This window comes from Sporosarcina sp. QA0331, assembly GCF_055808055.1.
In genome coordinates this window covers 628,636-649,337 of record NZ_CM147850.1, presented here as the reverse complement: position 1 = coordinate 649,337, position 20,702 = coordinate 628,636, and the positions used below count along the sequence as shown (strand labels likewise).

The window sequence follows — 20,702 nt, the reverse complement described above, 5'->3', positions numbered from 1 at the left end:
ATAATACTGATAACTAATTTGTTATGGCCGCAGTTTAGCGCCAAATTAGCGGATGGAGGCCGACCGTAGTGAAAGACTTAAGTACTAGCTATTTAAAAGCGATTGCTGAACATGGCAGTATTTCCAGCGCAGCGAAGGAACTTTATATTTCACAACCATACTTAAGCAAATACATCCAGCGGCTAGAAAAGGACCTTGGAGTAGAAGTCATCAACAGACAATCCACGCCTGTTACGCTCACCTATGCAGGCGAAAGATATCTTTCCTATATGAATGACGTGGAAACGATCATCCATACGATGTTAAACGAACTCCATGGTCTATCCAGTTTAAAAAAAGGCCGACTCAAAATCGGTGTCAGCCCTTTCCTTTCAACGTATACACTTTACAAGTTTCTTCCTGACTTCATGCAAAGGTATCCCGGCATTGAAATCGAACTCGTGGAAGACGCGACAGAAACTTTGGAAACATTGCTCATCCAAAATCAGATTGACGTATGCTTCAACTCACTTCCCATTACAAATCATGATATCGTCTATGATCATCTGTACGATGAGTACAATTACATCGTCATCCCGCCAAATCACCCATTGTATAAAAAAAGCCCACTACCGGACGAGGAGTTCAATCCTTCCTTGTTGGATGGGCAAAAATTCATATTAGCAAAACCGGGACTCGGACTACGTCGTTTCACCAACCAAGTATTTTCGGAATATCATATTCACCCAAAAATCGTATTGGAAACATCCAATACGGAAAACGCATTACGATTAGCAAATAAAGGCGTCGCCATTACGATTGTTCCTCAAAGTGTTATCGAAAGTGCCGCTGTAAAGGTAGAAGCCAATTTGTATCCTCTCAAGGATCCAGCATTTAAAAGCAAGATCGTTCTCAGCTATCGGAGAAACGCTCAACAAACCCCTGCCTCTACAGTGTTTATCGAGATGGCGAGGGAGAAGTTTCCTTTGCAGTGAAGAGGGAGTGATTTCAACAGACCAATCACTAGCCCATAAAACCCACTCCATTCGTTTCAAATGCCGTATTTTCGCGAGCCACCCCTTCTTGAGGAGGATGTTGGATGGCGACTACTAAACTTACATTAATGGAAGCGTATATGATTGAAACACTACGCAGCAATGGCATATCAAATGAGGAGCTGCTAACTCAACTCGAGCAAAGGGACAGCAGTTCTTGGGAACGCATCAATCCAAATTATTATTATGGTGATTTGATTTCACTTTATCAGCAAGATAAAAATGCTTTTGCATCAATCCTAGTGGACGGATATCAAGTGAAATTCATTACCATAAGAGGGCTTCTGGAGTTGAAATTCAAAAAAAACGCCGGGAAAGATTACTCGTTGACAGATGAGGGCATGAAACAGTTGAAAGTGAGTGAGAGTGAGTTAGAAACACTGAAGCAGTTCCTCTCACAAAACTGGACAATTACGGAATTGCCGTTGAAAACAGAAGATGAAATGAAAGAAATTACCATACTGAATGGCAGATGATTTGAGCTGCTGATATGAATAGAATCAGGAATAGCCTCTTGTATACGTCGTCGCATGACACAAGTATACATGAGGCTTTTTGTGCTCATTATCGCGCGTGGAATGTTCATGAAACAACCAGAATTTATGAATATTAACATTCCTCAGTATTCAACATTCAAAGACGTCCCTATACTAAATGTAAGGATTTTGTATACTTATTTAAAAATGTCACTCTATGCATACATAGGAGACTATGAACTATATCCTTTATGTGGGCACCTTGGATATAGGGAGTCAGTGGTGCAACCGGCCCTGTTTCTTCGGGACATTTTTAATGTTCCTACATTTTAGGCGAGGGGGCTTTCTATCGATGAAAATTGTATTGGCGAATGATCAACTGCTCATTCGCAAAGGGCTCGTCTTGACCCTGTCATTGCCTAGCGGGCTCGACGTGGTTGGTGAAGCAAAAAACAAGCAAGAATCTCTTCAGTTAATTCGAAAAGAACATCCGGATTTGCTAATTACCGATTTCATGTTAGGGCACGAAAGCGGTTTGGAAATAATCGCTGAAGCGAAGCGGCTCAATGTCGCCTGCAAATTTGCAATCTTGACCGATTTACAGGACCTTCTCCTGTTCAATCATGCAAGGAAAATGGGCGTGGATGGATTCATATCGTTACAAGCAGATCCCGACGAACTCATTTACGCGCTTCATCTGATTCAGCGAGGAAGGAAGTATTATGATCCCGATATGATTGACTTGCTGATCCAGTCACAGAGGGAGCCGCTAGTAGACAACCGTCCACTCGAACAATTGACCGTAAAGGAAAAGGAAGTGTTGGAAAAGTTGGGGATGGCATACTCTAATAAACAAATTGCCAACAGCCTGTTCATTACGGAGCACACGGTAAAGAAACATGTCAGCCAAATCTTGGCTAAGCTTTGTCTTGGCGACCGCACACAGGCCGCCCTTTACGCAAACGAGACTGGATTAGTGCAATACCAGTTTGATCTGCCTGTTTGATAGTGGTATCTAGATGACAAAAGAGAGCCGACCCACGGGCTCTCTTTTGCGTTTTATAAGACAGAAATCATGTAGACAATAAATTTACAGAAGTGTAAAATTAGGAATAATCGGTAATTATAGATTACTTTTATATAATTGCACCTGAATAGGAGGGAAAATTGATGACGGTTCTTCTTTCTGCAAAAACAAAGTTACCGCAACCCCTTTCGGATAGCGTTAACAGAACAAGATTGCATGACAAATTTCATAATGGTACCTTCAAAAAGGTGACCATTCTTCGGGCTCCTGCAGGCTATGGCAAAACAACGCTGATCAGCCAATGGCTAAAAACCTTGCATCACGATCAGGTCGCCTATCTAGCCATCGATTCTTCTGACAATGATTCATCCCGCTTTTGGGCATATGTTTTCCACGCTGTTTCGAAAGCGTGCCAATCGGATGTCGATCTGACATTAGCCCCTGACTTACTACAACCATGGTAGTAGTATTAATCCAGGTGATAAAAATGAATATTGACAAAACAAACTCAACTCTAAAAAGATATGGATTTACGGAATATGAAGCTAAAATCTATGTTGCTTTATTACAATCTAATCCATTAAACGGAAATGAAATCGCTATTAAATCGGGCGTTCCCAGCCCGAAAGTGTATGAAAATCTAAATCGAATGTGTGAAAAAGAAGTTGTCTTTCCGGTTTTAGACGGCAATTACTCAATCAAAAAATTATATTCTCCCCTTCCTTATAAGGAATTATTACGAAAGATAGAATTGGACTTCCAAAACGATACCGCTTTTATGGAAAGCCAATTTAAAGTGATCTCCAATCAGATGAAACCAGATTGGTCGGAACTTTATCATTTGGATGGGTATGTATCTTCCATTGATTCTTTAAGGAATATGATCCAATCCACAGAACAAACAATTTACCTTAGTTGCTGGAACAGTGAATTGGAGCTTTTATGGGATGACTTACTTGAAGCGTTTAAGAAGGGGGTTCGAGTAATCTCCATTCTATTCGATGGCACTGATAAGAAGATTCCATGGTTGCATTTCACCCATCACCAAGGTGAATTCTCCGACCGCAGGCATACGGGAGAACTTTCATGTGTATTAGATGAAAAAAGTGTCTTTATACTTCATTCTGCTGAGGGAAATGCACATGCCATTATATCCAGTCATACAGCGTTAACCCGGACTACACTCAACTATATTCGACACGATATTTATATCAATCAAGTTGTTAATCACTTCCATGATGAATTAGCAGCTAAATATGGTGAAAATTTTGTAGGGCTTTTAGATATTTTTTGAGAAGGTATCACCGATTTATCGTTAATTATAAAAAAGGGGGAGAAAGGAGGATCGTTGGTCGTTTTTACTTTAGTCCAATTTCGAAAGGGGTTTTGAGAGTGGGAGCTCAAATTATCGATTTAAGTGTACCGATGGACAGTAATGCGAAAGAACCTTTTCCACCAACAATTGAATATGAGGCACATGAAAAGGGAGCTGAACAAGCTGCAGCTATTTTAGGTTTGGAGAAAGAGAACTTCCCTGACAGCAAAGCTTGGGCTGTCGAAACCGTAACATTAACGACCCATACTGGTACCCATGTAGATGCGCCTTGGCATTATGCCGATATGACAGCAGGTAAGAAATCCAGGACGATTGATGAACTGCCAATTGAATGGTTTTACGGAAATGGCGTAGTCTTTGATTTCAGTGATAAAGCGGCGGGATATGAACTGCAAGTCGAAGATTTCAAAGAAAAGCTAGTTGAAATGAATTATGAATTACAACCTTTCGACATCGTACTCGTTCGCACTGATGCCGATAAGAAGTATTACGATGATGAATATGCATTTTGCCATGCCGGAGTGTCAGCGAATGCAACTAGATGGCTTATTGATAAAGGTATTAAAGTCATGGGCATCGATGCATGGGGTTGGGACATTCCGCTTCCTCTCCAAGCACAGCTTTATCGAGAAAATCCACGGGAAGACATTTTATGGGCTGCCCATTATGTCGGCAAAGAGGCGGAGTATTGCCAAATTGAGAAACTTGCAAACTTAGATCAGTTACCTAGAAAACACGGATTCAAAGTTGCTGCATTTCCTATCAAGGTCAAAGACGGAAGTGCCGGCTGGGCAAGACCAGTCGCCATTTTCGAATAAAGGGGAGGATGACCATGGGCTTCAATGGTGTTTTCTTAATCTTTTTCGCAGCATTTGTAGTAGTTCTTTTATTAGGGGGATGGGTAACTAGAAAATGGGTTACCGGTTCAAATGACTATTTTATCGCTGGTCGAGAAATTGGATTGCTTGTGAATATATTCGGGGTCGCCGCAATCGGTTTTGCCGGAACTATTATTACACTAGGACCAGGTCTCGCAATTTTAACTGGTTTCTGGGGCTCTTTCGGCTTCGGCGTCATATACGGAATAGGCGGCCTTGCGCTCTATGGACTTTTTTTTGCTCCATATATCCGCCGATCCGGAGCACATACTTTATCCGAATGGCTAGAAATGCGTTTCGACAAGAGAACTAGAACGCTAGTGACGATTGCGACAATACTGGGCTTGCTGGGCATTATGGCAAATAACGTTATGTCCATGGCAATTGTAACAACAAGCTTCACAGGATGGTCGCTGATCGGCACATTGTCTGTCATTTTTGCGATGTTCCTTCTATTTACGTATATCGGCGGATTTTGGGCAGTTACACTGACAGATTTCATTCAAATGTGTATTGGCCTAATCGCTTTACCCGTTATGCTCATTACGATTATCTCCAAGTTTGGCGGTTTTGATTTCATAGGTAGCAATTGGCCAGGGAATGGAAGCTACTGGACGAGTGGAATAGCAGATGGACAGTTGCCGTTACTCTCTTTTCAATATCCAAGTGGTCTGACTTTCATCATCTTATTCGCCTGTTTCCTTGTGTGGGGCAACAATTACTATTGGCTGCGCGTTTCATCGACTAGAAGTGAGCGGACCGCTAAGCTTTCATTCGTTTTTGGCGCACTGCTCCTAGTATTCGTTCCAATCTTGATTTTAGCGTTAACAGGCTTATATGCAGGATCTGCCATGGGAGATCAGTTCCTTCCATACGGAACCGTTGACCCTATGGCGGCATTTGGAGTTGTTTTAAAAGCGTTGCCAATCGTCGTTGCCGCTTTTGCTCTACTTGGTGCATTGGCTGCATCAATATCAACTTCAACCACAGCTCTTATTGGAGCTTCCAGTACGGCAGTACGTGATCTTTACCAACGTTACTATCGGCCGAATGCAACTTCTAAAGAATTAACGTTACCTTCAAAGGTCATCACATTAGGGCTAGGGCTTATCGTTTGGGCACTATGCTTCTACCCTGGCGGACCGCTCTATCTATTCGCATTCTCCACGGCTTGGCTCGGTGCACCATCCATCCTCGTCTTCTTAGGCATGTGGTGGAAAGGTACAACGAAAAAGGGTGCTTTTTATGGCGCGGTTTTCGGAATCTCGGCGACAGCCCTCTTTACAATTCTTGACTTGACCAAATTGATCCCCCTAGGTCAATACACTCATGTTGGTGTTGTCGGCCTGGCAGTTACAGTTATTACGACTGTAGTCGTGAGTTTGATGAGTGAGTCGGATTATTATACAAAGAAGAATTGGAATGAAGACCTCCGTCTTCCAACTTCGTTATCAGATGATGAGAAAGAAGTATTGACACTCATTCATTACGGTTACGATACGATGGCGGAAATTAGTGACATGCTAGGTGTAGATTCTTCTATAAGCAACAAAATTATCGAAGATCTTGACAAGCAGCATGTAATCCGTAGACGCAAATATTCGGGTCCGGGATTTTACACATTCTATATTCCATCAAACGTTTCTCCTCATCTCTATTTGAAGGAAATGGGAGGCAAGTTTGCCAGCGATCAACTGACGGAAGAAGATTATTTATTCCTTGAGAAGTTAGAGAGCGGTTTTGCTCTGTTGAATAAACATCTCCAGGAAAACAATTTCGACTCGTTAAAAGCATCTGCTATTCTTTCAAAGCTCATTAAGCAAGGGTTTCTAGTCGAATCCGGTTTATGGAGAAGAAAAGTAAGCCTTAGCACGGCAGGAAAAGATATTTTAATGAAATACACCAGTTCTCCAACAGTGACTGAAGAGCTGCATGCCGTACATTAATTCTCGAAAGGAATGACAAGTATGAAACTCGTCACGTTTAAAGCGCCGCATCAACAAGCGCAAGCTGGCTGGATTGAAGGAGAAACAGTCTATTCGATAGCAGAATGCAGCGGTGGAAATCTTCCAGATACAATGTCAGCGCTTATCAAAATAAGTGCTGACAAAATGCCTGAACTACAACAGTTAGCCGGCAAACAGCAAAAAGGGTTTTCGATTAATGAAGTGGAACTCTTGGCACCACTGGAGGACCCTTCAAGTATCCGAGATTTTATGGCTTTCGAAGACCACTTGCTGAACGCTTCCAAAAAGAGCGGTCTTACAATTCACCCTGAATGGTATAAGATTCCGGTTTTCTATTTTACCAATCACCAATCCATTCACGGACCAAATCAAACAATCGAGATACCTCCGAATTGTAAAATGTTCGATTACGAACTCGAAATTGCGGCAGTCATCGGCAAACAAGGGAAGAATATCAAAGCCGCTGAAGCTGATGACTATATTTTCGGATACACAATCTTTAACGATTGGTCTGCCCGAGACTTACAGATGCAGGAAATGCAAGTCGGACTAGGTCCCGCAAAAGGCAAGGATGCCGCTACTTCCATCGGACCGTATATTGTGACGAAAGATGAGTTGGAAAGCTACCGCTTACACGACCGATACGACTTACAAATGACTGCCAAAGTAAACGGAAAATTACTTTCAACAGGCAACTTCAAAGATATCCATTACACATTCGGTGAAATGATTGAGCGCGCATCTGCAGGAGTTACAATATATCCCGGAGATGTAATCGGTTCAGGAACGGTTGGAACCGGATGTTTACTAGAGTTGGGGCAAGACATTCATCCATGGTTACAACCTGGTGATGAAGTGGAATTGGAGATTACCGAGTTGGGGGTATTACGGAACCTGATTGGAGAATAACGTGATTACGGATAATGAATTATAGTATCTATGACTTCTAGATGATAATGAATGCACCAGAGAAAACTGACGTTTACCATTCCAGCCTTTGTATAATGAATGAGCACCTACTAGGTGTGTCATTCATACAAAGGCTTTTTTATGTAATCAATTACCGTAGATACTTGAATAACACGAAAAAACAAGCAGAAACCTAGATACGAAGCTGTTCCTTCTACATCCCCATAAATGTAAGCAATCAATATCATCCAAAATCTAATCACCTAAAGGGAGGCTGATAAGATTTATCAACTTAAAAACTAAGAGACACCGAACAAACCAATCCCATCCTCTCATTATCCCCCTCCCAAAGATAGTTTCAATTACGCATCATTTACTTTTTAGACTCTTTCAAAAAATATCATTGTTTTTTCTTGTTTCTTGGTTTATCATTCTATATATCATATATGATATATGATTATTAATTTGAATAAGGGGTGATTTTGGTGAAACATAATCCGAATCAAAAACTGGAAACCGAATTTACAGTTAACACGAATGACATGGGCTGGGAAGCGAAATCGTTAGAAGGTCTATATGACAAAATGCTATTTAGAAACGAGGAAACAGGTGCCACAATTGCGTTGATTAAATTTGAAAAAGGAGCAGGAATACCGACTTTACATGAACATGCTTCGAATCAATTTATGTTTATGCTATCTGGCAAATACCAATACACTACATCTGGAATCACATTAGAAAAAGGAGACTTTTACGCAAATGCAATGGGACATTTTCATGGCCCTGCAATAGCATTGGAAGAAACAATCTTTTTAGAGGTTTATGACGGTCCGCATTATCCTTCCCGACCTGACTTTTATGACAATGACGAGGATGCAAAATAATTTAGGAGGTTTTTATAATTGAAAATCAATGAATTGGTAAGTACTCAATTGAGCGAGCCATTAGGGGTTTATTCCCAAGCCATCGAGGTAATTTATCCTGAAAAAATGGTGTTTGTATCGGGGATTACATCTAGAGATAAAGAAGGAAACGTTGTCGGAGAAAATGATATAAAGTTGCAAACCGAAACAGTTTTGTTAAGCATAAAAGCAATTTTGGAAGAAGCAAATTTAACGCTAAATGACATTGTAAAGATGACCCTTTATATACGTGATATGGAGATGTTTAGCGAAATACATGAGGTCCGTGCACGTTACTTTTCTAAGCCATATCCTGCTTGCGCAATGCTAGAAGTTTCTAGAATGGTTAGTAAGGAACATTTGATTGAAATTGATGCTATCGCCATAGGTAAAGCATGAAATTTCATTAACGCCCTAATCGATCCAGCCGATCTAGCGGCTTATTCGGCTATACAAGTAACCTACGGTACACAGAATTCCCCTAATGTATCAAGGGAGTAAATATGAATTCAATACGGGAAGTCAGACAAAAAGAATTAAAAAAGGTGAATGTCCCGTACAAAACAATGCCTACAAGTAATCATTGGTAGTTAGTACGGAAAAAAAGCAGCAGAAAAATTACGCTTCTGACTTCCCTATTTAATCAGGGACTCCAAAGAAAAAATTGCAAATACTAATTTGTAGTGGAGGTTGATAACACATGAAAAAAATTACTAATTTTTTCAACTCACTTGTTCAACGATATTTTCCAGACCCCTTGATATTAGGAGTATTCATGCTAGTAGCCGTATTTCTAAGCGGGTTTCTCTTTACACCGAGTTCACCAGCGGATTTACTATCATCTTTCGGCACTGGTTTTTGGAGCATGCTCGCATTTACTATGCAGCTTTCCTTAGTGTTATTGGCGAGTTCTGCAATAGCAAATACCAAAGGCATAAAGAAAGCATTGGTTAAACTGGCTTCTATTCCGAAAACACCGTCTCAAGCAGTATTTTTTGTTGCAATTACGACCTCTTTAGTTGGTGTAATCAACTGGGGAATTGCTTTAGTTGCGGGAATTATTTTTGCTAAAGAAGTGGCAAAACAAGTTAAAGGAACTCATTATCCTTTGCTAATAGCAGCATCCTATATAGGATTTACACTATGGAGTTCGGGGCTATCCTCTTCAATTCCGTTAACCTTAAACACTCCGGGCCATCCTATTGGCGGCGTAGATGGGACAATCCCTTTAACTGAAACGATTTTTACGGGTTATAATCTAATTATCACCTTAGCTTTGCTGCTTACGTATGCCCTAGTAAGTAGATTCATGACTCCGGCTAAAGAATATGCTATTGCAATAGACCCTGAAATTTTGGCGCACGAAAATGAAAGCGCAAACACTGTGGAAGTATCTGGGGAAACATTTGCTGCTAAATTGGATCATAACAGGATTATTACAATAATACTTGGTGCTATCTGTTTACTATCATTTGGTTATAGTTTTTACATCGGTGGGATAAATTCTATTAACTTGAACACGATCAATATGTTGGTGATCGGAGTTGGGCTACTCTTATATAAGGGCGTACGACCTTACTTGGAGGAGATCGGAAATTCAGTCAAGTCTGTTGTTCCTTTATTGATCGGTTACCCTATCTATGGTGCAATTTCAAATTTAATCGTTGAATCTGGAATGGGAACAACTTTAACAGAATTCTTCGCCTCAATGGCCACTGCTGAAACTCTACCTTTACTAACATATTTTTCTGCTGGGTTACTAAATTTATTTATTCCGGCAGCTGGAGGTCAAATCATCATTCAGGGACCAATTTTCCTGCCAATTGCGGAACAATTAGGGGTATCACAAGGGTTAGATGCAATGGCTGTCACTTATGGGGATACATGGACAAACCTTTTACAACCTTTTTGGGCTTTACCGGCACTGGCATTAGCAGGATTAGGGATTCGCCATATTATGGGTTTCTGTATTGTTGCGATGATTGTTAGCGGGATCGTAACAGGGAGTTTATTATATTTATTGCCGTTCATATTATAAAATATATACATGATTTAATAGTGCGTATGTAAGGAGAGAATGTCTTGAAGCAATATCAAACTAAAAAAGAAATGATTTACCAGTCCATTAAGGCAAAAATTTATGATGGACATTATAGACCGGGTGAGAAAATTGTGATTGCTCGAATTGCTAAAGAGTATGATTGTAGTGATATTCCTGTTCGAGAAGCACTTAGTCTACTTGAATCCGACAAGCTTATTGCATTTAAACCACATGTCGGGGCTATCGTAAGTCATTTATCTTTAGATGAAATTGAAAACATCTTTAATGTCAGGAAAGTTTTAGAAGGGTATGCTACCGCTTTAGCTACTGATCATTTGAAGGATGAAGACATACACAAACTAGAGGAAATTTTGTCAACTGCAGATGAGGCCTACAATGAACATGACTACTCTAAATTCAATAAATTGAACAATGAATTCCATATGACTATATACAACAAGAGCAATAATGAAATATTAGTTCAGCTAATTGAAGATTTATGGAAAAATGCGAACCGTTATGATTCTGTGTTTGAAAAGAACGATACGTATATACAACAATCTATTGAAGAGCATTATGCTATTTTGAAATTGCTAAAAGAGAAAAATAGTACAAGTGCTCAGGAAAAGATGCTAAAACATATGGAACGCGTAGGTTCGGAGATTAAAAAGATTTCAAAAAAGTCATTCGATCAACTAACAAGTTTGAGGGAGATGTAAATTTGAAATATATATCTTTTTTTCACAAGCAAGACGATATCCGCAATATAAAAGTAGGAATTTTAGATGATAATCAAAATGTTTATGATTTATCACCTATCTTTCCCGATATTTTCTCTATCATAAAAACGCCTGGAAGCATTGATATTATCCAATCTTATCTCGAGAATAATAAGGATTGCATCCATCTTTCGGATGTCAGCCTAACAGCTCCGATTACTAAACCTATACGCAACATCTTCTGTGTGGGCTGGAACTACCTAGAACATTTCGAAGAACGCCATAACAAAGATATTGATTTACCAAAAAAACCAACATTCTTCACAAAAGGAACTAACACTATCGCTGGACCTCATGAAGACATTCCAATCATAGAATCTTTTACAAGTAAATTAGATTATGAAGCAGAATTAGCTGTAGTTATCGGAAAAGAAGGTATCAATATAAAACCGGAAAATGCATTAGAATACGTTTTTGGATATATGTGTGCGAATGATATTACTGCGAGAGACGTTCAATTTGATCACGGCGGACAATGGTTTAAAGGAAAAAGCATGGATAAATCTTGTCCAGTCGGACCATATATTCTTTCAAAAAATGAGATATCCAATCCACATAATTTATCAATTACATGTACAGTAAATAATACAATTGTTCAATCTAGCAATACGGGGTTAATGAATTTTTCCATTGAACAAATTATTTCGGAGCTATCGTGTGGAATGACCCTATTACCTGGTGATATCATTTTGACAGGGACTCCAAGCGGAATAGGCTCAAAGAGAACTCCCCCATTATTTTTGAAGAAAAATGATATAGTCGTTGTGACTATTTCTGAACTCGGTGAAATCAGAAATCTAATTTGTTGACTGGCGCACCGTAGCAAGGAGCATTTTCATTATGAAGCATAATGTAGAGAGACATTTCAAGTGTTGTTTTTAAAAGGCAAACACTTCGAAAGGTCTCTTTTTATCGTTTGATGAACTCTCCAAAGATGAATGAGTTTTCACCGGATTGCGCACCTGTCCATTTAGGAGTGTCGATTTCTGTTTATGAGTAAATGTCCTTTATGGGCAAATCTGAGTAACCTCCCAATCCACAATCACCTGAAATCTTTTCTATTTATTTTTTTCATAATTCAAGAGACAATAGATTAAGTGGATAACTTACTGAAAATAACAAATGATACCATCGGGTTACTGTGCTTATCATATTTTACGAACGTAATCTAAGCCGTTAACCGTCAAAATAGAGGAGGTCACTCATGCAAAAGCAAGATTGTCTGATGCTTATTTCTGTATATGAAGAAAAAAATCTCACGAAAGCCGCTGAAAAGTTATTTACATCCCAACCAGCCATCACTTATCGCTTGCAAAAACTGGAGGAAGAACATCAGGTCAAACTTTACACTCGGGAAGGGAATAAATTATTTTTCACTCCGGAAGGGGAATACTTAGTTGATTTCGCTAAAAAAATGCTTCTCGATTTGGATAAATTAGAAGAAAACTTGAAGACATTAAAAAAAGACGCAACCGGAACAATCCGCATTGGCGTCTCAAGTAACTTTGCATTATATAAATTACCAACTCTCATAAAGCAGTTTGTAGACCACTCTCACTCCATACAAGTGAATGTAACGACCGGATGGAGTTCTGAAATTATCCAGTTACTGAATAAAAATGAAATTCAAATTGGAATTATCACTGGGAACTACAATTGGTTTGATGAAAAAATATTATTGGCAGAAGATCCGTTAACGATCATTGCCAAAACCCCAATCATTCTAGAGGACATTCCTTTTCTGCCTCTCATTTCGTACCAGCCCAATAAAAAGAAAGGCCCTGGGGAGAAAGCTACGAACCCTCTTGCACAAATGATTGAAAACTGGTGGCAAGACCGCTTTTCCGTTCCTCCTTTAGTGCGCATGGAACTGGACAAGGTCGAGACCTGTAAAGAGATGGTGAATAAAAACCTGGGTTACTCAATCATCCCAAAATCCTGTTTGACCGAGAGGGATTCTTTTTTCACACATGATCTCATTAATGATAAAGGAAAGCCTCTAAATCGTAAAACATGGCTCTTCTACAGGAAATCGAATGTAGAACTTTTGACAGTCAGCCAATTCATCAACTTCATCCAAGAGCAACTTAATGAAAATCAGTCCTGATGCAGCGGGAAATGGCACGCAACAAAGCGGCCTTCTTCTTTCTCTTCAAACTCAGGAACGACCAATTTACATTTCTCTTGTGCGAACGGACAACGAGTGTGGAACTTGCAGCCGCTAGGAGGATTTACAGGGCTTGGCATATCCCCTTCCAGGATTACTTCATCCTTATCCGCCCTTCGCAAACGCGGATCGGAAATAGGCAACGATGCTAGTAATCCATTGGTATACGGATGCATCGGCTTTTTAAAGAGCGCTTCCTTCGTTGCCAACTCCACCATATTTCCTAAATACATGACACCAATCCGGTCGCTAATATGGCGTAAAGCAGGCAAACCATGAGAGATGAAGATATACGTTAAATCATATTTCTTCTGTAGCTCATCCAGTAAATTTAATATTTGCGCCTGGATGGATACATCCAATGCTGAAACTGGCTCATCACAAATAATGAGTTTTGGTTTTAATGCAAGAGCACGTGCAATCCCGATACGTTGTCGTTGTCCTCCACTGAACTCATGTGGATAACGATGCGTATAGGAAGGGTCAAGCCCGACATCAATCATCAATCGGTGCACCTCATCCTCTAATTCTTTCTTAGTGAGTTTCAGGTGTGTAAGTAATGGCTCCGCTATTAAATCAAAAACACGCATTCTAGGATTTAAAGAGGAAAAAGGATCTTGGAAAATCATTTGATAGTCTACCCGATATTTCTTCAGATCCCGCTCTTTCATATTCGAAATTTCTACTCCATTAAAGTAAACTTCTCCCTCAGTTGGCTGCAGCAGTCCCATGATTAAATTTCCTAATGTAGATTTTCCACAGCCCGACTCACCAACTATCCCTACTGTCTCCCCTTTGTATACAGTTAAATCGACACCATCAACCGCTTTTAAGTATTCTTTTTCCTTTTTAAAGAGCTGTTGGTTTACAGGAAAGTGCTTTTTCAAGTTCTTTACAGTAAGGATCTCTTCCGTTTGAACCGGTACACTATTAACCATCACCACTCACCCTTCCTGATGGCTTTCATGTAGCCAACACCTTACTTTATTGCCATTCTGTTCATTCGTCTTTAACTCCGGCATTTGGCTTTTGCATATGTCCATCGCGAATGGACATCTCGGATGAAAGTAGCAGCCGGACGGTTTATTGCTTGGGGTCGGGACGTTTCCTTGAATGGAATTTAACGTATCCACTTCCGAGTCAATTTTAGGGGTGCTTTGAATTAATCCCTGTGTATATGGATGCTTCGGTTCAGCGTATAAAGACATGACATCCGCTTCTTCCACAACTTGTCCTGCATACATCACGATGACCTTATCTGCCAGCTCTGCAACAACTCCCAAGTCATGGGTTATTAATAAAATGGAAGTCTCGAATTCTTTTTTCAGATTCTTCATCAACCTTAAAATTTGAGCTTGTATTGTAACGTCCAACGCCGTAGTTGGTTCATCTGCAATCAGTAAACTCGGATTGCACGACAATGCCATAGCAATCATAACCCGCTGTCTCATTCCGCCACTCAGTTCATGCGGATGCATGTCATACACGTGCTCAGCGCGTGGAATCCCTACTTTTTTAAGCATTTCAACGCTCTTATTTTTCGCTTCTTTTTTTGATAGAGTTTGATGCAACAAAAGGATTTCGTCTAATTGGTCCCCGATTTTCAATATGGGGTTTAAAGATGTAAGTGGCTCCTGAAAAATCATGGATATCTCATTGCCTCTAATTTTTCGCATCTCCCGATCACTTAACTCTGTCAAGTCCTTGCCTTTAAAAAGGATTTCTCCACCGACAATTTTCCCTGGAGCGTTTACCAGTTGCATAATAGAAAATGATGTAACACTTTTTCCGCAGCCGGATTCTCCAACTAATGCTGTCGTTTGCCCTGATTCCAGGGAGAATGAGACTCCATCAACGGACGGAACAATTCCGCTAGTCGTATAAAAATAGGTTTTCAAATCATTTACTTCTAATAATGTCGACATACAGAAGCCTCCTCTCGTTACGAATTGGTTCCTTGAGAACGCGGATCAAGCAAATCGCGCAACCATTCTCCGAAGAAAATGATTCCTAAAACGGTAACTGTAATGGCAACCCCAGGAAACGTAGCCAACCACCAGCTAGTAGCCACGTATTCCTTACCTTCGCTTAACATGATTCCCCACGAAACAATAGGCGGCTGGATTCCTAAACCTAAAAAGCTTAGGGATGATTCGGTAATGATCGTGCTTGCCACACTTAAGGTGGAAATAACAATAATCGAAGAGGTGACATTGGGAAGGATGTGACGTTTCATAATTTGGAAATCGGACACGCCCATTGTTCTTGCTGCCTTCACATACTCCCGTTCCCTCAGACTTAGTGTTTCGCCTCGGATCATCCTCGCATATAGCACCCAGCTTGTCACACCGATAACAATAATTAATGTCGGGATTCCTGGGTCAAGAACTGTCAGAAACACGATACAGAAGAGAATCGTCGGGACGGATAAAAACGCATCGACAAGACGCATGATCATATTATCAACCAATCCACCGTAATACCCTGAAATCAAACCAAAAACAACGCCAATTGCCCCGGCAACCAGCACAGACAGTATTCCGACAATTAATGATATACGTGACCCGTAAATAATACGGCTTAATATATCCCGCCCCAGATTATCGGTCCCTAAAATATGGGCCACGCTCCCTCCATCCGACCAAAATGGAGGCACTAACATATTTGTTGTATCTATTTTCCCTGGATTGTAGGGTGCGATCCAGGGCGCAAATACAGCCATTACACATAACGCTAAAACAATTACTAAGCCAACGGAACCTGTCTTGCTTCTTGAGAGCTTTGTAAGAAAAATTTTGAATTTATTTTTCGTTTTTATACTTCTATCATTCTTATCTACAGGAAGTGCAGCTACCTCAGCATGGCTGCTTGATTTCATATAGTCAAATCCTTTCTTAGCTATATTTGATTCGCGGATCTAAGAAACGATAGAGGACATCCGTCGCTAGATTCATCAACAGAATCATGACGGCGGTTACAAATACAGCCGCTTGTATAATTGGCAAATCCTTATCGTAGACTGCCTGTATGATCAATTGTCCAAGACCCGGCCAAGAGAAAATCATTTCCGTGATCAAGGAACCGCCTACTAAACTCGCCATTTGTAAGATTGTAATTGTTATTACAGGCACCAGAGAATTTCGGAATGCATGACGGAAAATAATGATACTTTTCTTCTGCCCTTTGCTTCTTGCCGTCCGAATATAATCTTGCTGAAGTATTTCCAACATATTGGACCGAACAAGTCTAGTAATCTCAGCTGAAACAGCAGTCCCCAATGTAATCGCAGGCAAAATAAGATGTTTCCAGCTTCCCGTTCCGGAAACTGGCATCAGCTTTAAGTTAACCGCAAAAACTAAAATCAGCATTATACCGAGCCAGAAGTTCGGGATCGCTTTTCCAAGTGCAGATAAACCTGTCGCGAACAAATCAATAATGCCATTCGGTCTAATAGCTGAAATAATTCCAAGTGGCACCGCAATAATGATTGCCATAATCATAGAAGCCGTAGCCAATTCCAATGTAGCCGGCAGTCTTTCCAATACCAAACCTAAAGCGGAAACTCCATATTTATAGGACTCTCCAAAATCACCTTGTACCAAGTCGACGATGTAGTTCCAAAATTGTATGTAAAATGGTTGGTCAAACCCTAAAGCAATCCGTAAATTCTGGATCTCTTGCTGTGTCGCTTCTGCAGGCAGCATCATGGCCACTGGATCTCCGGCTACATAAACGAGAACGAAGATCATAAGGGAAATGATAAGAAGTACAATTGGAATCTGCAAAAACCGACTAATAAAGTATCTCCACATAGTAATCCTCCCTTGTAGAAGGCGGCAGAGTCTGCTACAAAAGCAGTCTACTGCCGTTTCCCCTCATCCCTTATTTTTTATGAACATCCGGAATATAGATTAACTCATCTAACCGGGGAGCGTATTCAATTCCATCGGTTACACCGAAGAACTGGTCAATCTGGAATAATGGAATGATTGGCATTTCAACACTGGCAATCTTCTGCACTTCCTGGTACTTTGCCGTTCTCACCGCTGGATCTAATGATGTATTGGCCTCCTGCAACAACTCATCAATTTCCTTATTGCTATATCCGTTAATGGAGGAAGAACGTTCAGTACCGTAGTAATCTAATGCCTGGCCAGCATCAAAGAAGGAAGATCCAAGTGCTATCAAGTAACCCTCTTTGAATTTCTCCTGATCTCTTAGCTCCGTAAAGCTGCTCCATTGCAACAAATTCATTTCTGTATGGATGCCTGCTTCTTCAAGCATTCCTGCGATCAATTGCATGACTTCACGGTCTTTAATATATCTACCTGTTGGACCAGCCAACTCAATTGTCAAGCCATCCTTATATCCCGCTTCTTCCAACAATTTTTTCGCTTTATCAACATCATAATTGTATTTATCATACAAGCTTTCTTCAAAGCCGATATTACCAGGATTCACCCTCGTCAAAGTCGGTGTTCCTCCGCCGTCTAATAAACTTTCGACTAACGCTTTGTCGTCAATTGCATAGTCGATCGCTTGACGCACCTTCACGTCTGACGTCGGCCAGCCTTCTTGTGTACGAAGGAAAAGCATATACGTACGGTTGGACGGTCCGTTAGCTATTTGACTATTTTCAGAGTCATTGATCCGTTTCCAATCACTTGGCGGAACATTGGCAATAATATTGACACTATCTGTCAATAGTTCAGCTACACGTGTCGAATCCTCCGGGATAGCTCTAAATACAACTTCATCCCATTCGCCTTTCTTCCCAAAATAGTCATCGTTTTTCACTAAAGTGATTTGGTTGTCCTTTTTCCATTCTTTGAATTTATATGGGCCTGATCCAACCGGAGCCCTCAGAAATTCATCCATCCCTTTTTCTTCAATGTAATTTTTTGGAAGGATACCTGACGCTTGTCTGGAAATACGGCTGATCAGCATCGGATCCGGCTCGTGCGTAATGATTTGAAAAGTTAGCGGATCAAGCACTTTTACTTCTTTAATCGTATCGAAATCACCATGGCTTTTTAATGTCTCGTCGTTTGCAACGCGCTCTAACGTGAATTTAACATCTTCTGCTGTCAGATCATCACCGTTATGGAATTTGACGCCTTCCTTCAATTTGAATTCAAACGTCGTGTCATCCACCTGCTCCCATTCTTTTGCAAGATGCGGTTGGATTTCCCCTTCCGTGTCTCTCATTAACAGATAGTCAAATACGTTAACGTGAATAGCCTCTGTAGCGGTTGTCGTATGGTTATGAATATCCCAAGTCAGCATATCTGGTCCTAATGAAATCGTTAATGTACTCGTATCTTTACCGCCTAATGCTGAATCATTACTTTGATTGGAAGGCTTGCTCGTCGTCGTACACGCAGATAGCACTACCATTAAAGCCGCCATCATCAAATATAAAATCTTCTTGGCCATAATTCTTCCCCCTCTTATTGTAAAACCAAGTTTTCTTGTATCTCTTTTTCTGCAATAAATTGTGCCTTAATAGCGTTCAGCAACTCCGGAGACGAAAGTACGTCTACGCAAGTGGCTCCCATTGTCTTGGCCGCTGTAATGATCGCTTCGTTCCCATCTTTGCTATTAGAAGCCGCTACCCATTCTTTTGTATGATTCGGCGTGCCTTGCGGAACAAACGCAACGCGGATGCAAGCACCTGGAACCCTATGTGTAACGATACTAAAATCCGTGGACCCTGTTTGCTCGCGAGGCGGTGTAATATTTTTCGCTCCCACCAATTTGGCATTCTCTAAAAGTACATCATTCAACGCTTGAACGTTCAACTTACTCTCCAACGATTTCTTCGGATGGATATGAACCTTCGTTCCCGTAGCTAGTGCAGCACCCCTGGCAACATTCAATGCTCGTTCCACTACTGTATCCAAGTATGGACGATTGATAGCGCGAATTGAGAACCTTGCAGCAGCCCTCTCTGGCACGATATTCGCCGCTACTCCGCCGTCTGTAATGATGCCATGGATTCGAACGTCTGAACGTACATGCTCCCGCAAATACTCCATCCCATTAAAAGTCATTAGAACGCCATCCAAAGCACTGATCCCTTTTTCAGGAGCTACAGCAGCATGGGAAGCCTTGCCTTCAAATACAAATTCAAAATTATCAACGGCTAGGGAGCGTCCATCCACAGTAGTCCGATCTCCCCCATGCATCATCAACGCAATATCCAAGTGATCAAAGTATCCTTGCTGAGCCATAGGGATCTTTCCACTTGTTGTTTCTTCAGCAGGTGTTCCTAACACTTCAATTGTACAAGGTGGCAGATCTTCTAATTGGGACAAAGCTATTGCTGCCCCTAGTACAGATGGAGACTGTAAGTTATGACCGCAGCCATGACCCAAATCCTTTAGCGCATCATATTCGCATAACAGGCCTAACACAGGTCCTCCAGATCCAACCTTGTATGTAGCACGGAAAGCCGTATCCAAGCCAGCCAAACCTTTCTCAACCAAAAAGCCATCACGCTCTAAAATCCCTGTAATGCGATCCACTGCCTGAAACTCTTCATTACCCAATTCAGGATTCGCATGCAAAAATTCACCTAACTCCAATAACTCTTGTGACATTTCCTCAACCTTATGAAACAAAGCTTCCTTATTCATCACTAATCGCTCTCCTGCCCTTCTTTGTTGTAATCGCTTTCACATGAGGAGCGAATACTCTGTAAACAAATCGTACAAGAGATTTTTAGAAAAAGGAAATTGAAAAAATTTAAACAGACGATAAAAAAATTTTATACCAGCTGATTTTACTACATTCATTATGTATAAGGTCAGCACGTAAATGGCTAAATGAGAAAGGAGATTTTGGTGAGTTGAGAAGATTTAGAACTTGCGTTGCATAAAAAAAGCCTTGTAACCAGGTTCGGAAGTTTTCTCCAAAGCCTAATTAAAAGGATCTAACACATGAACTAGAATAACATAAGAAACAGCTTTATTGCACTCCAAAAATAGCTGGGCTGGAAGGAGACACTTCCCTCTATTATTGTCTGTAGTATCGGTGTGTGTTCTACGGATTGCGTAGCTGCAATTTATAAGCGAGCGCGAAACAAGTAAGTATGTACACAGATACGGATTTTATGAGCGTTCATCAAGAAAATAAGCATACATTTTCGATGTCGTTTCAGCCAGAAATAAGCAGTCGAAATTCC

Annotated in this window: 20 protein-coding genes and 1 riboswitch; of the genes, 14 read left to right on the top strand and 6 right to left on the bottom strand. The window is 40.7% G+C overall.

The window, feature by feature from the left end; genetic code table 11:
* The first annotated feature begins 68 nt into the window (after window positions 1-68).
* The 14 genes from AC0L13_RS03220 (at window position 69) to AC0L13_RS03155 (ending at window position 13,456) form a co-directional block, all read left to right on the top strand.
* Window positions 69-974, top strand: coding sequence for a LysR family transcriptional regulator (locus tag AC0L13_RS03220; protein ID WP_473643897.1), 906 nt, complete (start codon window positions 69-71; stop codon window positions 972-974).
* Window positions 975-1,078: 104 nt separating this feature from the next.
* Window positions 1,079-1,510 (top strand): hypothetical protein, encoded by a 432-nt coding sequence (locus AC0L13_RS03215; protein ID WP_473643895.1) that lies wholly within the window; start codon window positions 1,079-1,081, stop codon window positions 1,508-1,510.
* 219 nt (window positions 1,511-1,729) lie between these two features.
* A riboswitch (cyclic di-GMP riboswitch) is annotated at window positions 1,730-1,812 on the top strand.
* Window positions 1,813-1,862: 50 nt separating this feature from the next.
* Window positions 1,863-2,516 (top strand): response regulator, encoded by a 654-nt coding sequence (locus tag AC0L13_RS03210; protein ID WP_473643893.1) that lies wholly within the window; start codon window positions 1,863-1,865, stop codon window positions 2,514-2,516.
* Window positions 2,517-2,680: 164 nt separating this feature from the next.
* Entirely contained in the window at window positions 2,681-3,001 is a 321-nt protein-coding gene (locus AC0L13_RS03205; protein WP_473643891.1) for a hypothetical protein, read from the top strand.
* A 23-nt stretch (window positions 3,002-3,024) separates the two neighbouring features.
* Window positions 3,025-3,831, top strand: coding sequence for a TrmB family transcriptional regulator (locus AC0L13_RS03200; RefSeq protein WP_473643889.1), 807 nt, complete (start codon window positions 3,025-3,027; stop codon window positions 3,829-3,831).
* 92 nt (window positions 3,832-3,923) lie between these two features.
* Complete coding sequence (locus AC0L13_RS03195) at window positions 3,924-4,691, top strand: cyclase family protein (RefSeq protein WP_473643886.1); 768 nt, start codon at window positions 3,924-3,926, stop codon at window positions 4,689-4,691.
* A gap of 14 nt (window positions 4,692-4,705) precedes the next feature.
* Window positions 4,706-6,697: a sodium:solute symporter family protein gene (locus AC0L13_RS03190; RefSeq protein WP_473643884.1), complete on the top strand. Its 1,992-nt coding sequence runs from the start codon at window positions 4,706-4,708 to the stop codon at window positions 6,695-6,697.
* A gap of 21 nt (window positions 6,698-6,718) precedes the next feature.
* On the top strand, window positions 6,719-7,627 hold the full coding sequence (locus tag AC0L13_RS03185; protein ID WP_473643882.1) for a fumarylacetoacetate hydrolase family protein: 909 nt from the start codon (window positions 6,719-6,721) through the stop codon (window positions 7,625-7,627).
* A 485-nt stretch (window positions 7,628-8,112) separates the two neighbouring features.
* The gene (locus tag AC0L13_RS03180) at window positions 8,113-8,511 is read left to right on the top strand and encodes a cupin domain-containing protein (RefSeq protein ID WP_473643880.1); all 399 of its coding nucleotides are present in this window, start codon (window positions 8,113-8,115) and stop codon (window positions 8,509-8,511) included.
* An 18-nt stretch (window positions 8,512-8,529) separates the two neighbouring features.
* Window positions 8,530-8,928, top strand: a complete 399-nt coding sequence (locus tag AC0L13_RS03175) for a RidA family protein (protein ID WP_473643878.1) — start codon at window positions 8,530-8,532, stop codon at window positions 8,926-8,928.
* A 301-nt stretch (window positions 8,929-9,229) separates the two neighbouring features.
* Window positions 9,230-10,567, top strand: a complete 1,338-nt coding sequence (locus AC0L13_RS03170) for a short-chain fatty acid transporter (protein ID WP_473643876.1) — start codon at window positions 9,230-9,232, stop codon at window positions 10,565-10,567.
* Window positions 10,568-10,611: 44 nt separating this feature from the next.
* Window positions 10,612-11,289 carry a GntR family transcriptional regulator gene (locus tag AC0L13_RS03165; protein ID WP_473643874.1) on the top strand — a complete coding sequence of 226 codons (678 nt, stop codon included), beginning with the start codon at window positions 10,612-10,614 and terminating at the stop codon, window positions 11,287-11,289.
* A gap of 2 nt (window positions 11,290-11,291) precedes the next feature.
* Window positions 11,292-12,158 (top strand): fumarylacetoacetate hydrolase family protein, encoded by an 867-nt coding sequence (locus AC0L13_RS03160; RefSeq protein ID WP_473643872.1) that lies wholly within the window; start codon window positions 11,292-11,294, stop codon window positions 12,156-12,158.
* A gap of 395 nt (window positions 12,159-12,553) precedes the next feature.
* Window positions 12,554-13,456 (top strand): LysR family transcriptional regulator, encoded by a 903-nt coding sequence (locus tag AC0L13_RS03155; protein ID WP_473643870.1) that lies wholly within the window; start codon window positions 12,554-12,556, stop codon window positions 13,454-13,456.
* Here the strand turns inward: AC0L13_RS03155 and AC0L13_RS03150 are convergent.
* From AC0L13_RS03150 to AC0L13_RS03125, 6 genes are all read right to left on the bottom strand, one after another.
* Window positions 13,447-14,454, bottom strand: a complete 1,008-nt coding sequence (locus tag AC0L13_RS03150; protein WP_473643868.1) for an ABC transporter ATP-binding protein — start codon at window positions 14,452-14,454, stop codon at window positions 13,447-13,449. The two genes, AC0L13_RS03155 and AC0L13_RS03150, sit on opposite strands and share 10 nt — an antisense overlap.
* 6 nt (window positions 14,455-14,460) lie before the next feature.
* Complete coding sequence (locus tag AC0L13_RS03145) at window positions 14,461-15,441, bottom strand: ABC transporter ATP-binding protein (protein ID WP_060203998.1); 981 nt, start codon at window positions 15,439-15,441, stop codon at window positions 14,461-14,463.
* A 17-nt stretch (window positions 15,442-15,458) separates the two neighbouring features.
* Complete coding sequence (locus AC0L13_RS03140; protein WP_060203996.1) at window positions 15,459-16,394, bottom strand: ABC transporter permease; 936 nt, start codon at window positions 16,392-16,394, stop codon at window positions 15,459-15,461.
* Window positions 16,395-16,410: 16 nt separating this feature from the next.
* Window positions 16,411-17,328, bottom strand: a complete 918-nt coding sequence (locus tag AC0L13_RS03135) for an ABC transporter permease (protein ID WP_060203994.1) — start codon at window positions 17,326-17,328, stop codon at window positions 16,411-16,413.
* Between the two features lie 70 nt (window positions 17,329-17,398).
* Window positions 17,399-18,952: an ABC transporter substrate-binding protein gene (locus AC0L13_RS03130; RefSeq protein WP_473643865.1), complete on the bottom strand. Its 1,554-nt coding sequence runs from the start codon at window positions 18,950-18,952 to the stop codon at window positions 17,399-17,401.
* A gap of 14 nt (window positions 18,953-18,966) precedes the next feature.
* The gene (locus AC0L13_RS03125; RefSeq protein ID WP_473646828.1) at window positions 18,967-20,154 is read right to left on the bottom strand and encodes a M20 family metallopeptidase; all 1,188 of its coding nucleotides are present in this window, start codon (window positions 20,152-20,154) and stop codon (window positions 18,967-18,969) included.
* Window positions 20,155-20,702: the final 548 nt, after the last annotated feature.

Bases quoted from the DNA above. Each gene is read 5' to 3' on its own strand.
- AC0L13_RS03200 (WP_473643889.1), top strand. From the start codon at position 3,025: ATGAATATTGACAAAACAAACTCAACTCTAAAAAGATATGGATTTACG.
- AC0L13_RS03185 (WP_473643882.1), top strand. From the start codon at position 6,719: ATGAAACTCGTCACGTTTAAAGCGCCGCATCAACAAGCGCAAGCTGGC.
- AC0L13_RS03135 (WP_060203994.1), bottom strand. From the start codon at position 17,328: ATGTGGAGATACTTTATTAGTCGGTTTTTGCAGATTCCAATTGTACTT.
- AC0L13_RS03150 (WP_473643868.1), bottom strand. From the start codon at position 14,454: ATGGTTAATAGTGTACCGGTTCAAACGGAAGAGATCCTTACTGTAAAG.
- AC0L13_RS03155 (WP_473643870.1), top strand. From the start codon at position 12,554: ATGCAAAAGCAAGATTGTCTGATGCTTATTTCTGTATATGAAGAAAAA.
- AC0L13_RS03145 (WP_060203998.1), bottom strand. From the start codon at position 15,441: ATGTCGACATTATTAGAAGTAAATGATTTGAAAACCTATTTTTATACG.
- AC0L13_RS03205 (WP_473643891.1), top strand. From the start codon at position 2,681: ATGACGGTTCTTCTTTCTGCAAAAACAAAGTTACCGCAACCCCTTTCG.
- AC0L13_RS03140 (WP_060203996.1), bottom strand. From the start codon at position 16,394: ATGAAATCAAGCAGCCATGCTGAGGTAGCTGCACTTCCTGTAGATAAG.
- AC0L13_RS03130 (WP_473643865.1), bottom strand. From the start codon at position 18,952: ATGGCCAAGAAGATTTTATATTTGATGATGGCGGCTTTAATGGTAGTG.
- AC0L13_RS03125 (WP_473646828.1), bottom strand. From the start codon at position 20,154: ATGAATAAGGAAGCTTTGTTTCATAAGGTTGAGGAAATGTCACAAGAG.
- AC0L13_RS03210 (WP_473643893.1), top strand. From the start codon at position 1,863: ATGAAAATTGTATTGGCGAATGATCAACTGCTCATTCGCAAAGGGCTC.
- AC0L13_RS03190 (WP_473643884.1), top strand. From the start codon at position 4,706: ATGGGCTTCAATGGTGTTTTCTTAATCTTTTTCGCAGCATTTGTAGTA.
- AC0L13_RS03215 (WP_473643895.1), top strand. From the start codon at position 1,079: ATGGCGACTACTAAACTTACATTAATGGAAGCGTATATGATTGAAACA.
- AC0L13_RS03170 (WP_473643876.1), top strand. From the start codon at position 9,230: ATGAAAAAAATTACTAATTTTTTCAACTCACTTGTTCAACGATATTTT.